This is a genomic window from Nocardioides sp. R-C-SC26 (genome assembly GCF_021246465.1).
Lineage (GTDB): Bacteria > Actinomycetota > Actinomycetes > Propionibacteriales > Nocardioidaceae > Nocardioides.
In genome coordinates, this window is record NZ_JAHRHK010000001.1 from 315,425 (window position 1) to 328,617 (window position 13,193).

General features: G+C 70.5%; 10 protein-coding genes. All 10 read left to right on the forward strand.

The genetic code is table 11. From position 1 onward, the window contains the following. Positions 1 to 3 precede the first annotated feature (3 nt). The 10 genes from nusB (at position 4) to KSO97_RS01500 (ending at position 13,108) form a co-directional block, all read left to right on the forward strand. Positions 4 to 408, forward strand: a complete 405-nt coding sequence (nusB, locus tag KSO97_RS01455) for a transcription antitermination factor NusB (RefSeq protein WP_232676033.1) — start codon at positions 4 to 6, stop codon at positions 406 to 408. Positions 409 to 479: 71 nt separating this feature from the next. Further along, complete coding sequence (locus KSO97_RS01460; protein ID WP_232676034.1) at positions 480 to 1,850, forward strand: NAD(P)/FAD-dependent oxidoreductase; 1,371 nt, start codon at positions 480 to 482, stop codon at positions 1,848 to 1,850. A gap of 185 nt (positions 1,851 to 2,035) precedes the next feature. After that, positions 2,036 to 3,460: a hypothetical protein gene (locus tag KSO97_RS01465; protein WP_232676035.1), complete on the forward strand. Its 1,425-nt coding sequence runs from the start codon at positions 2,036 to 2,038 to the stop codon at positions 3,458 to 3,460. Between the two features lie 72 nt (positions 3,461 to 3,532). Continuing rightward, positions 3,533 to 4,624, forward strand: a complete 1,092-nt coding sequence (locus KSO97_RS18115; protein ID WP_232676037.1) for a hypothetical protein — start codon at positions 3,533 to 3,535, stop codon at positions 4,622 to 4,624. Positions 4,625 to 4,719: 95 nt separating this feature from the next. After that, positions 4,720 to 5,304, forward strand: a complete 585-nt coding sequence (gene pyrR / locus KSO97_RS01475; protein WP_232676038.1) for a bifunctional pyr operon transcriptional regulator/uracil phosphoribosyltransferase PyrR — start codon at positions 4,720 to 4,722, stop codon at positions 5,302 to 5,304. After that, the gene (locus tag KSO97_RS01480) at positions 5,301 to 6,236 is read left to right on the forward strand and encodes an aspartate carbamoyltransferase catalytic subunit (RefSeq protein ID WP_232676040.1); all 936 of its coding nucleotides are present in this window, start codon (positions 5,301 to 5,303) and stop codon (positions 6,234 to 6,236) included. Before pyrR ends, KSO97_RS01480 begins: the two co-directional genes overlap by 4 nt. After that, positions 6,233 to 7,561 carry a dihydroorotase gene (locus tag KSO97_RS01485; RefSeq protein ID WP_232676041.1) on the forward strand — a complete coding sequence of 443 codons (1,329 nt, stop codon included), beginning with the start codon at positions 6,233 to 6,235 and terminating at the stop codon, positions 7,559 to 7,561. Before KSO97_RS01480 ends, KSO97_RS01485 begins: the two co-directional genes overlap by 4 nt. 17 nt (positions 7,562 to 7,578) lie before the next feature. Continuing rightward, a complete protein-coding gene (carA, locus tag KSO97_RS01490) occupies positions 7,579 to 8,721 on the forward strand; it encodes a glutamine-hydrolyzing carbamoyl-phosphate synthase small subunit (protein ID WP_232676114.1) in 1,143 nt (380 codons plus the stop codon). Beyond that, complete coding sequence (gene carB, locus KSO97_RS01495; RefSeq protein WP_232676042.1) at positions 8,721 to 12,065, forward strand: carbamoyl-phosphate synthase large subunit; 3,345 nt, start codon at positions 8,721 to 8,723, stop codon at positions 12,063 to 12,065. The genes carA and carB overlap by 1 nt, the downstream gene beginning before the upstream one ends. Next, positions 12,062 to 13,108, forward strand: coding sequence for a quinone-dependent dihydroorotate dehydrogenase (locus KSO97_RS01500; protein WP_232676043.1), 1,047 nt, complete (start codon positions 12,062 to 12,064; stop codon positions 13,106 to 13,108). The genes carB and KSO97_RS01500 overlap by 4 nt, the downstream gene beginning before the upstream one ends. Positions 13,109 to 13,193: the final 85 nt, after the last annotated feature.

The following is a 13,193-nucleotide window of genomic DNA, read 5'->3' on the forward strand; positions in this document are numbered from 1 at the left end:
TTCGTGGCTGCACGTTCCAAGGCCCGCAAACGGGCACTGGACATCCTCTACGCCGCCGATCTGCGCGACGAGACGCCGAGCGAGGCGCTCGAGCGCGTGATCACGGCGGACGGCGCGCCGTCCAACGACTACACCTCGGTTCTCGTCCAGGGAGTAGCCGAGCACGCGGTGAGGATCGACGAGCTGATCTCGGAGCACGCGACCGACTGGACGATCGAACGCATGCCCGCGGTCGACCGCAATGTCTTGCGGCTCGCGGTCTGGGAGCTCCTCTGGGCCGACGACGTCCCGGCCCATGTGGCGATGGCCGAGGCGGTCGCACTGGTACGTGAGCTCTCTGGTGACGAGTCGCCGACGTTCGTCAACGGCGTGCTCGGAGCGATCGACCGTTCCGGAGCCACCGCCTGACGACTCCCCGAGGGGAGCGACGGGTCTCGGCCCGTCGTACCGATGACCACGCCTCCGGCATGCTGACACGCATGACGGGTGCCCCGGAGCAGGTTGTCGACGTCGTCGTGCTCGGAGTCGGGCCCGGAGGCGAGTACGCCGCCAACCGGCTCGGTCGCGCCGGCCTCGCCGTCGTCGCCGTCGACGAGCTGCTCTACGGAGGCGAGTGTCCCTTCTTCGGCTGTACCCCGTCGAAGCTGATGATCCGCGGCGCCGACGTTCTCGCCGAGGCGCGCCGGGTCGAAGGGCTGGGCGGCGACGCCCGGGTCCGTCCGGACTGGGACACCGTGGCCGGTCGCGTCAGTTCGGCGACCAGCGACTGGCACGACCACGTGCACGCCGAGAGGCTGGAGAAGTCCGGCGTCCGGCTGGTCCGGGGTCGCGGCCGCCTGGAGGGGCCCGGCCGGGTTCGGGTGACGACGGCGGACGGCGAGGTCGTGCTGCGCGCGCGCCGCGGCATCGTCCTCAACACCGGTACCCGGCCCGCGGTGCCGTCGATCGAGGGCCTGGACTTCACGCCCTACTGGACCAATCGCGAGGTCGTGAAGGTCGAGGAGCTGCCGGAGAGCCTGGTGGTGCTCGGCGGCGGCCCGATCGGCTGCGAGCTGGCGCAGACCTTCGCGCGCTTCGGCGTCGAGACGATGGTGCTGCAGTCGGCAGCGCGGCTGATGGTCGACGAGGAACCCGAAGCCAGTGCGGTCGTCGAGGCGGCGCTGCGCGCGGACGGCGTGGACGTCCGCACCGCAGCCGAGGCCGTCAGCGTGCGCCACGACGGAGCGTTCGCCGTCACGCTCGCCGACGGGTCCGTGGTGCAGAGCGACCGGTTGCTGGTCGCGACCGGGCGGCATCTCAATCTCGACGTCGGGCTCGACACCGTCGGCCTCGACGCCGGCGACACCGCGGTGCCCACCGACGGGCTGCTCCGCGTCGGCGAGGGGATCTACGCCGTCGGGGACATCACCGGGCACGGTGCCTACACGCACGTCTCGCGCTACCAGGCCGACATCGTGGTGCGCGACCTCCTCGGGCAGTCGCCGCCGGAGGCGGAGTACCACTCCGTCAGCCGCGTCACCTTCACCGACCCCGAGCTGGGTGCCGTCGGCCTGACCGAGACGCAGGCACGCGCCCGTGGGATCGATGTCCGGGTCGGTACGGCCGAGATCGAGAGCTCGAGCCGAGGCTGGATCCACGGACCCGACACCCGCGGCGTGATCAAGGTCGTCGCGGACGCCGAGCGCGGCATCCTGGTCGGTGCGACGGCGGTCGCGCCCGCCGGCGGCGAGGTGATCGGTCTGCTCGCGACGGCGGTGCACGCGCGCATCCCGATCACCACGCTCCGCGGCATGCACTTCGCGTACCTGACCTTCCACCGCGCCATCGAGACCGCCCTCAAGAAGATCTGAGCTGCTCCCGCATCGCGCGCCGTCCCGCCGGAGAGGTTTCACGGCGGGAGCGAGCGGACACAACGAGAGGGAGCACGCACGTCGCACCCGGCGCTCGGGCCGTGTCCACGGGGACAGGTGACGACGCGCGACCCCGACCGCTTACGTTGCAGGAGGACGTCGTGACGTCTATCTCGGAGGGATCCATGACTCGCCACCGCCAGAACGCCGACCCGTCGCCGGCCCCGGACGGCACCAGCGACCGGCTCTACCGTCGCGAGGAGCTCGCGAGCTACGCGGCAGCGCGGGGTACGTCGTCGGCGGGGGGCGAGCCATCCGTGCATCAGGCGCCGACGGGAGACCTGGGTGATCGCCTGCGCGACCCACTCGCGGATCCGCTCAGTGACCCGCTGGGCGGTGAGTCCGCGACTCGCAACGGTTGGCCGCAGGCGGCCACCGAGCCCCCGGCCGTGCCCGCGTCCGCCCCGCGCGGACCGGCTCCGACCTGGACGCCGTCGACGGACGGCGCCGGAGCGAGGATCGGTGCCACGCCTTCCCCTGCCTCGGCCCCCACTTCGGCCCCGCCGCTGCGGACCGCTGTGCCCGAGCCCGCCGCGGAGCAGGCCGCTCACGCGACCGGCGACCCCGCCGGTCCCGTCGATCCGACAGCCCTGGGAGAGCCGGCTGCGCGCCGCCCGATGACGGCGACCGACTTCCTGGACCGCCGCGAGAACGACAAGCAGCTGGGCCCCGCGACATGGGGTTGGCGCGGTGTCGTTCGCCGTTGGTCCGGTGGGTTGATCAAGCCCACCATGAACGCCAAGGAGGAGGCCTACGAGCTCGCGCGCCGGTCGATCCAGCGTGACTTCGACGGTCCGCGCACCATCGCGTTCATCAATCCCAAGGGTGGGGCGGCCAAGACCACCGGCGTGCTGGCGGCCGGCTACACCTTCGGCACCGTGCGTGGTGGCGGCGTCGTGGCGTGGGACAACAACGAGACCCGCGGGACGCTCGGTATCCGCGGGGCACGGAGTTCGCACCGCAACACCACCCGGGAGCTGCTGGAGGACCTGGGACGCTTCAAGGACGTCTACCAGTCCCGGATCGGCGACCTGGGCGCATTCGTGCGCTCGCAGGGCGATGCCCATTTCGATGTGCTGGCCTCCGACGAGCGACCGGATGTGACCGGCACGATCCGCGCCGACGACTTCGTCGAGGTGCACGGCCTGCTCGAGCGGTTCTACCGGGTCATCCTGGTCGACACCGGCAACAACATGCGCGCGGAGAACTGGCTCGCGGCCGCGGAGGCGGCCGACCTGCTCGTGGTGACCAGCACCGTGCGAGAGGACACCGGCTACAGCGGGCTGTGGATGCTCGATGCTCTCCAGGACGCCGGCATGCACGATCTCAAGCGCAAGTGCGTCACGGTGCTCTCCGACCCTTCCGTTCAGGTCGACGGACGCCTGGCCGACGACCTGGTGTCGGTCTACGAGCAGCGCACCCGCGGCGTCTACCGCGTCCCCTACGACCCCTGCCTGGTCTCGGGTTCGGTGGTGCCGTACGCGCAGCTGTCCAAAGCGACGAGGATGTCGTGGTTGGCGGCCTGCGCGGGGATGGCCGACGCGCTCTGATCCACGTGCCGGGCGAATCCCGGCGCCGAAGGTGCTTGACCTCGGTGGCCCCGCCTGGCTGACTGGGCGCCCGTGAGCGCTCCCAGCCGAGACCAGGTCCGCGTCATCCAATGGGCGACCGGAGGTGTGGGTCGCGCGGCGATCGAGGCGGTGTTGAGCCATCCCGAACTGACCCTCGTCGGCTGCTGGGTGCACAGCAGCGCCAAGGACGGGCTCGACGTCGGGGACCTGCTCGAGGGACGTTCGTCCGGACCGGTCGGCGTGCGCGCGACCACGGACAAGGAGGCGATCTACGCCACCGACGCCGACGTCGTCGTCTACTCGCCACTGGTACCTGACGAGTCGGAGGTCGTGGCGCTCCTGCGCTCGGGCAAGGACGTCGTGACCCCCGTCGGGTGGATCTACCCCGATCCCGCCCGTACCGAGGCGATCCGCGCGGCGTGCGAGGCCGGCGGCTCGACGCTGCACGGCACCGGCATCCACCCCGGCGGCATCACCGAGCGCTTCCCGTTGATGGTCTCGGCGGTCTCGGCCCGCGTCACCCACGTGCGTGCCGAGGAGTTCTCCGACATCCGCACCTACGGTGCCCCCGACGTCGTGCGCCACGTCATGGGTTTCGGGGCGACCCCGGAGGAGGCGTTGGCCAGTCCGATGGCGAGCCTGCTCGGCGGAGGGTTCCGCAGCTCGGTGCGCATGATCGTGGCAGAGATGGGCTTCGACGCCGACCCGAAGATCGAGACGATCCAGGAGGTCGCCGTCGCCACGGCTCCGATCGACAGCCCGATCGGTCCGATCGAACCCGGCCTCGTCGCTGCTCGTCGTTTCCACTGGCGGGCCAGCGTGGACGGCGTGCCCGTCGTCATCGCGACCGTGAACTGGCTGATGGGGGAGGAGCACCTCGATCCGGCGTGGGACTTCGGACCCGAGGGAGAGCGGTTCGAGATCGAAGTCACCGGCGACCCCTCGGTCAGCCTCACCATCAAGGGTCTCCAGCCCGAGAGTGTCGAGGCGGGTCTGGTCCGCAACCCTGGCATCGTCTCCACCGCGAATCACTGCGTCAGCGCGATCCCGTACGTGCACGCCGCCGGCCCGGGCATCAAGACCTATCTCGATCTGCCCTTGATCGCCGGGCGCGCGGCGCCGCACCTGACGGCTGGACGTTGACCTCTCGAGGCGTTTCCGTGGTGCTAGGATTCGGGTCGTTCGACATCCTTTAACGAGCCGTCCTGTGAGGCGGAGAAGGAGGTCTGGCGACACCCGTGTGCGCCCAGCCGAGCCCTGACGCCGTCTCCTCCGGTGAGACCGGCACCGTCGTCCTCGACGCCCGCGACATCAACCGGGCCCTGACTCGGATCTCCCACGAGATCCTCGAGCGCAACAAGGGGGCAGCGGACCTCGTCCTGCTGGGCATCCCCACGCGCGGGGTACACCTGGCCCGGCGCATCGCCGCTCGGATCAGCGCCACCGAGGGAGTCGACGTGCCCGTCGGTGCCCTCGACGTCACGATGTACCGCGACGATCTGCGCAAGCACCCCGCTCGGACGCCGCAGCCCACCGAGCTGCCTCCCGGCGGTGTCGACGGTCGCACCGTCGTGCTCGTCGACGACGTCCTCTACTCCGGTCGCACGGTGCGTGCGGCCCTCGACGCGATGAACGACATCGGCCGTCCCGACGTCGTGCGCCTCGCCGTGCTCGTCGACCGCGGCCACCGCCAGCTTCCGATCCGCGCGGACCATGTCGGCAAGAACCTGCCGAGCGCCCGCACCGAGCGAGTGATGGTGCGCCTCGACGACCTCGACGGCATCGAGGAAGTGCGAATCGCCTCGGGAGGTGACCTGTCGTGAGGCGTCACCTGCTCTCCGTCGACGACCTGAGCGCCGACGACATCGAGACGCTCTTCGCCACCGCGGCCGAGATGCACGACGTCCAGCGCCGCGAGGTCAAGAAGCTCCCCGCTCTGCGCGGTCGCACCGTGATCAACCTCTTCTTCGAGGACTCCACGCGCACCCGGTCGAGCTTCGAGATCGCCGGCAAGTGGCTCTCGGCCGACACCATCAACATCACCGGCAAGGGCAGCTCGGCGTCCAAGGGCGAGAGTCTGCGCGACACGGTGCTCACCATCGCCGCCATGGGCGTCGACGCCCTCGTCATGCGTCACAGCGCCTCCGGCGCGGCCCACCAGGTATCGCAGTGGGTCGATGCCGCCGTGATCAACGCGGGCGACGGCACCCACGAGCACCCCTCGCAGGCGTTGCTCGACGCCTACACGCTGCAACGCCGTCTCGGCAGCCTCGAAGGGCGCCACGTCGTCATCGTCGGCGACCTGACGCACAGTCGGGTGTTCCGCAGCAACGTCAAGTGCCTGGCGACCCTCGGTGCCCGCGTGACGGTCGTGGCGCCGCCGACGCTGATGCCCAGCGGCGTGGCGAGCTGGTCGGCCGCGCAGGGCTTCGCGACCAGCTGGGACCTCGACGAGGTGCTGCCGACCGCCGACGCGGTGATGATGCTCCGCGTCCAGCGAGAGCGGATGAGCGGCGGGTACTTCCCCAGCGCGCGCGAGTACACCGTGGGTTACGGACTCACTCGCGACCGTCTCGCGGTGCTCGGACCCGACGTCCCGATCTGTCATCCGGGACCGATGAATCGCGGCCTCGAGATCGCCGCCGACGCCGCGGACGCCGCGCAGTCGGCGATCCTCGACCAGGTCTCGGCCGGCGTCGCGGTCCGGATGTCGATCCTGTACCACCTCCTGGCCGGTGAAGGAGCCGTCTCGTGACCCAGCGGTCGAACCAGACCCTCATCCAGGGTGCGCGGCTGCTCGGCGCCGACGCCGCCGACCTGCTCCTCGTCGACGGCGTGATCGCCGAGATCGGCTCGCTCACCGCGCCCGACGGCGCCGTCGTCGTCGACGCCGACGGACTCGTGGCGCTCCCCGGTCTCGTCGACCTGCACACCCATCTGCGCGAGCCCGGCCGCGAGGACGCCGAGACCGTGCGCACCGGCTCGCAGGCAGCAGCCGTCGGCGGCTACACCGCGGTGCTGGCGATGGCGAACACCTCGCCGGTCACCGACACCGCGGAGGCTGCCGAGCGGGTCTACGACCTGGGTCGTGCCGCCGGCATCGTCGACGTGCAGCCGGTCGGCGCCGTCACCCGGGGCCTCGGCGGCGAGGAGCTGGCCGAACTCGGCCTGATGCACCGCTCGCGGGCGAGCGTCTCGGTCTTCTCCGACGACGGGCGCTGCGTGGCCGACGCGCGCGTGATGCGTCGCGCGCTGGAGTACGTCAAGGCGTTCGGCGGCGTGGTCAGCCAGCACGCCCAGGAGCCGACGCTGGCGGGACCGACCGCGTGCTGCCACGAGGGCGAGCTCTCCGGACGCCTGGGCCTGCCGGGCTGGCCCGGAATCGCCGAGGAGGTCATCGTGGCGCGCGACGTCATGCTGGCCCGCCACACCGGCTCCCGGGTGCACATCGCGCACGCCTCCACCGCCGGCACCGTGGAGGTGCTCCGCTGGGCCAAGGCGATGGCAGCCAAGGACGGCACCTGGTCGGTCACGGCCGAGGTGACGCCTCACCACCTGCTGCTCACCACCGACCTGCTCGGTACCGAGAACGGCGGCTACGACCCGACCTACAAGGTCAACCCGCCGCTGCGTCCCGCCGAGGACGTCGAGGCCCTGCGCGAGGCGCTCGCCGACGGCACGGTCGACGCCGTCGCGACCGATCATGCGCCGCACGCGCGCCACGACAAGGAGCACGCCTTCGTCGATGCCGCGTTCGGCATGCTCGGCCTGGAGACCGCGTTGCCGGTCGTGGCGACGGTGATGGTCGAGTCCGGCCGGATGACCTGGGCCGACCTCGCGCGCGTGATGTCGAGCGAGCCGGCGCGGATCGCCGGACTCTCCGGCCACGGGCGGACCCTGGAGGTCGGCAGCCCGGCGAACCTGACCCTGATCGACCCCCGCGGCACCCACACCGTGGACCGCGACGCCTCGGTGTCGCTCTCGCGCAACAACCCCTGGCACGGCCGCACGCTCGCGGCTTCCATACACACCACCCTGCTGCGCGGCGTCCCGACCGTGCTGGAAGGAGACCTGCAGTGAGTGCCCCGACCGGTCGCATGCCGATCCCGGCCCTCCTCGTGCTGGAGGACGGCCGCGTGTTCCGCGGCGAGTCCTACGGCGCCGAGGGCGAGACCTTCGGCGAGGCGGTCTTCAACACCGGCATGACCGGCTACCAGGAGACCCTGACCGACCCGTCGTATCACCGACAGGTCGTGGTGATGACCTCACCGCACATCGGCAACACCGGGGTGAACGACGAGGACCTGGAGTCCTCGCGCATCTGGGTCGCCGGGTACGTCGTGCGCGACCCCGCCCGCCGTCCGAGCAACTGGCGCTCGGTTCGCAGCCTGGACGAGGAGCTGCGTGCCCAGGACGTCGTCGGCATCAGCGGCATCGACACCCGCGCGCTGACCCGCCACCTGCGCGAGCGCGGCGCGATGCGGTGCGCCATCTCCTCGGTCGAGCGCGACCCCGAGGCGTTGCTCGCTCGTGTGCTGGCCTCCGGCGAGATGACGGGCAGCGAGCTCAGTGGCGAGGTCTCCACCGACGCCACCTACGTGGTGCCTGCCCACGCGGGCCCGTGGGGTGAGAAGCGGTTCACCGTGGCCGCTCTCGACCTGGGGATCAAGACCATGACGCCGTACCGGATGGCCGAGCGCGGCATCGAGGTGCACGTCCTGCCCGCCACGGCCTCGCTCGACGACGTGCTCGCGGTCTCGCCGGACGGCCTGTTCTTCTCCAACGGTCCTGGTGATCCGGCCGCGACGACCGACCAGGTCGAGCTGCTGCGTGGTGCCCTCGCCCAAGGTCTGCCCTACTTCGGCATCTGCTTCGGCAACCAGTTGTTCGGGCGCGCGCTGGGCTTTGGTACCTACAAGCTCAAGTACGGGCACCGCGGGATCAACCAGCCGGTCATGGACCGCACCACGCGCAAGGTCGAGGTGACCGCCCACAACCACGGCTTCGCCGTCGACGCCCCGCTGGACCACGACACCGAGACGCCCTACGGCCTGGCCAGCGTGAGCCACGTCTGCCTCAACGACGACGTCGTCGAGGGACTGGAACTGCGTGCTCCGGCCGCCGAGGGAGGGGGTCTGAAGGCCTTCTCGGTCCAGTACCACCCCGAGGCCGCGGCCGGCCCGCACGACGCGGCGTACCTCTTCGACCGCTTCACCGCCCTGATGGCAGGAGACCTCTGATGCCGAAGCGTGATGACATCAAGTCGGTCCTGGTGATCGGCTCCGGCCCGATCATCATCGGCCAGGCCTGCGAGTTCGACTACTCCGGCACCCAGGCGTGCCGCGTCCTGAAGGCCGAGGGCCTGCGGGTGATCCTGATCAACTCCAACCCGGCCACGATCATGACCGACCCGGAGTTCGCCGACGCGACCTACGTCGAGCCGATCACGCCGGAGTTCTGCGAGATGGTCATCGCCAAGGAGCGCCCCGACGCGATCCTGCCGACCCTCGGCGGGCAGACCGCGCTCAACGCCGCCATCGCCCTGCACGAGAACGGTGTGCTGGAGAAGTACGGCGTGGAGATGATCGGGGCCAACTTCGAGGCGATCCACCGCGGTGAGAACCGCGAGCTGTTCAACGCCATCGTCGCCAAGGTCGGCGGCGAGGTGGCGCGCAGTTTCGTGTGCCACTCCATGGCCGACTGCGAGTCCGCCGCGGCCGACCTCGGCTTCCCCGTCGTAGTCCGTCCGTCCTTCACCATGGGAGGTACGGGCTCGGGCATCGCCTACACCCCGGCCGACCTGCAGCGCATCGCCGGCGCCGGCCTGGCGGCGAGCCCGACCACCGAGGTGCTGATCGAGGAATCGATCATCGGGTGGAAGGAGTACGAGCTCGAGGTGATGCGCGACAAGCTCGACAACGTCGTCATCGTCTGCTCGATCGAGAACCTCGACCCGATGGGCGTGCACACCGGCGACTCCATCACCGTCGCACCGGCGATGACGCTCACCGACCGCGAGTACCAGCACCTGCGTGACCTGGCGATCGGCATCATCCGCGAGGTCGGCGTCGACACCGGCGGCTGCAACATCCAGTACGCCGTCAACCCGGTCGACGGCCGCGTGATCGTGATCGAGATGAACCCGCGGGTCTCCCGCTCCAGCGCCCTGGCCTCCAAGGCCACCGGCTTCCCGATCGCCAAGATCGCCGCCAAGGTCGCCATCGGCTACACCCTGGACGAGATTCCCAACGACATCACCGCAGGCCCGCACGGTTCGACGCCGGCGGCGTTCGAGCCGACCCTGGACTACGTCGTGGTCAAGGTGCCGCGGTTCGCGTTCGAGAAGTTCCCCGGAGCCGACCCGACGCTGACCACGCACATGAAGTCGGTCGGCGAGGCGATGGCCATCGGCCGCAACTTCACCGAGGCGCTGCAGAAGGCGCTGCGGTCGCTGGAGAGCAAGGACGCTCCCTTCGACTGGTCCCAGGAGGTCGTCGAGCTCGACAAGGCCGATCTGCTGGAACAGATCCGCACGCCGCACGACGGTCGCCTCAAGAAGGTGATGGATGCGCTGCGCGCCGGCGCCACCGCCGAGGAGGTCTTCGACAGCACCAAGATCGACCCCTGGTTCGTCGACCAGCTGAGTCTGATCAACGAGATCGCACAGCAGCTCATCTCTGCTCCCGAGCTGACTCCGGAGCTCCTGCGCATCGCCAAGCGGCACGGCTTCTCCGACGCCCAGCTCGGCAAGATCCGCGGCACCACCGCCGACGTCGTCCGAGGGGTACGGCACGCGCTCGGCATCCGCCCGGTCTTCAAGACCGTCGACACCTGCGCGGCCGAGTTCGCCGCCCGGACGCCATACCACTACAGCTCCTACGACGAGGAGACCGAGGTCGCGCCGCGTGAGCGCCCGGCAGTGATCATCCTGGGGTCGGGGCCCAACCGCATCGGTCAAGGCATCGAGTTCGACTACTCGTGCGTGCACGCCTCGCTCGCGCTGGCCGATGCCGGCTACGAGACCGTGATGGTCAACTGCAACCCCGAGACCGTCTCCACCGACTACGACACCTCCGACCGGCTCTACTTCGAGCCGCTCACGCTCGAGGACGTCCTGGAGATCGTGCACGCCGAGCAGCAGGCCGGCCCGATCGCCGGCGTCATCTGTCAGCTCGGTGGTCAGACGCCGCTCGGCCTCGCGCAGGGTCTCGCCGCGAACGGCGTGACGATCGTCGGCACCTCACCTGACGCGATCGACCTCGCCGAGGACCGCGGCGCCTTCGGCCGGGTGCTGGCCGAGGCCGGTCTGGTCGCGCCGAAGCACGGCACCGCGACGTCCTACCCCGAGGCACAGCGGATCGCGACCGAGGTCGGCTACCCGGTGCTCGTGCGTCCGTCCTACGTGCTCGGCGGTCGCGGTATGGAGATCGTCTACGGCGACGACGCGCTGCGTGCCTATCTGGAGAAGTACGTCGCGGCCGGCCTGATCAGTCGCGAGGCGCCGGTGCTGGTCGACCGGTTCGTCGACGACGCCGTCGAGGTCGACGTCGACGCGCTCTTCGACGGTGAGGAGCTCTTCCTCGGTGGCGTGATGGAGCACATCGAGGAGGCCGGGATCCACTCCGGCGACTCCTCGTGCGCTCTGCCGCCGATCACCCTCGGCGCGCGGGAGGTGGCCCGCATCCGCGAGGCGACCACGGCGATCGCGCGCGGTGTCGGGGTGCGCGGGCTGCTCAACATCCAGTTCGCCCTCGGTTCGGACATCCTCTACGTATTGGAGGCCAACCCCCGCGCCTCGCGCACGGTGCCGTTCGTCTCGAAGGCCACCTCGACGCCGCTCGCGAAGGCTGCTGCACGAGTGATGCTCGGTGAGTCCATCGCAGACCTCCGTGCCGCAGGGGTGCTCCCGACCACCGGCGACGGAGGCGTCCTCCCGCCGAACCAGCCGATCGCGGTCAAGGAGGCGGTCATGCCCTTCAACCGGTTCCGTACACCCGACGGCCAGCAGGTCGACACGGTGCTCGGACCGGAGATGAAGTCGACCGGTGAGGTGATGGGCTTCGACCGCGACTTCGGCACGGCGTTCAGCAAGTCGCAGGCCGCCGCGTTCGGGCCCCTGCCGACCAGTGGTCGGGTGTTCGTCTCGATGGCGAATCGCGACAAGCGCTCGATGGTCTTCCCGGTCAAGGTGCTCGCCGACCTCGGCTTCGAGATTCTCGCCACCCAGGGCACCGCGGAGGTGCTGCGCCGCAACGGCGTCGCGTGTTCGGTCGTCCGCAAGCAGCACGAAGGCCCCGGACCGAACGGCGAGAAGACCACCGTCCAGTTGATCCAGGACGGCGAGATCCACCTCATCGTCAACACGCCCTACGGTGCGGGCGGTGCCGGCCACGAACGTCTTGACGGCTACGAGATCCGGACGGCGGCGGTGATGGCCAACGTCCCGTGCATCACCACCGTGCAGGGTCTCGGTGCCGCCGTGCAGGGCATCGAGTCGATGCGCCGCGGCGACATCGGCGTCCGCAGCCTGCAGGACTGGCGCGCGGTCGTGGTCGGGGCGCGCGCGGACCACGCCCCGGCATGAGCCCCTACCGACGCCTGTTCGAGCACGGTTTCGCCCGCGTCGATCCCGAACGCGCCCACCACCTCGGGTTCCGTGCGGTGCGGGCCGGCCGACCGGTGCTGGCCAGGCTGCCCGTCACCGGCGCAGAGCCGGTGACGGCGATGGGGTTGCGGTTCCCGCACCGCTTCGGGCTCGCCGCCGGTTTCGACAAGAACGCGGTGGGCATCGACGCGCTCGGTGCGCTCGGTTTCGGGCACGTCGAGGTCGGCACCGTGACGGCGCTGGCCCAGCCGGGCAACCCCCAGCCACGGCTGTTCCGTCTGGTGGCCGACCGCGCCGTGGTCAACCGGATGGGCTTCAACAACGACGGCGCCGAAGCGGTCGCCCAGCGGCTCGCCGCACGCGGACGCCGTCGTCGCGTGGCTGGCGCCCCGGTTCTGGGCGTCAACATCGGCAAGTCCAAGGTCGTGCCGGACGACGACGAGTTCGCCGTCCTCGCCGACTACGCCACGAGCGCGCGGTTGCTGGCGCCTCACGCCGACTACCTGGTCGTCAACGTCTCCTCGCCGAACACGCCGGGGTTGCGCAATCTGCAGGCCGTCGAGCGGCTTCAGCCGCTGTTGGAGCACGTGCGTCGGATCGCCGACGAGGCCACGCTCGACGATCGCGGTGCTCCGGTGCCGCTGCTGGTCAAGATCGCCCCCGATCTCGCCGACGACGATGTACTGGCGGTCGCCGACCTGGCCCTGGCGATCGGCCTCGACGGGGTGATCGCGACGAACACGACGATCTCGCGCGCCGGCCTCCGCAGCCATCCGCAGCAGATCGAGGAGATCGGGGCCGGTGGCCTCAGCGGCGCGCCGTTGACCGAGCGTGCCGAGACGGTGATGCGGCTGCTCCGCGATCGGGTCGGGCCCGACCTGACGCTCGTCGGCGTCGGCGGCATCAGCACCGCGGACGACGCACGCCGGCGCCTCGCGGCCGGCGCGGACCTCCTACAGGCCTACACCGCGTTCATCTACGAGGGTCCGCTCTGGCCACGCCGCGTCGTGGCGGGGATGTGAGAGGTTGAGCGGCATGGACTTCGAGACGCCGGTCGCGTGCACCTCCGTCGCACGCCCGACTCCGTCATCTCCCCGCGTGAACCGC

Excerpts from the sequence above, each read along its gene's own strand:
- carA (WP_232676114.1), top strand. The coding sequence starts at position 7,579 with ATGCCGATCCCGGCCCTCCTCGTGCTGGAGGACGGCCGCGTGTTCCGC.
- carB (WP_232676042.1), top strand. The coding sequence starts at position 8,721 with ATGCCGAAGCGTGATGACATCAAGTCGGTCCTGGTGATCGGCTCCGGC.
- KSO97_RS01460 (WP_232676034.1), top strand. The coding sequence starts at position 480 with ATGACGGGTGCCCCGGAGCAGGTTGTCGACGTCGTCGTGCTCGGAGTC.
- KSO97_RS01465 (WP_232676035.1), top strand. The coding sequence starts at position 2,036 with ATGACTCGCCACCGCCAGAACGCCGACCCGTCGCCGGCCCCGGACGGC.
- KSO97_RS01500 (WP_232676043.1), top strand. The coding sequence starts at position 12,062 with ATGAGCCCCTACCGACGCCTGTTCGAGCACGGTTTCGCCCGCGTCGAT.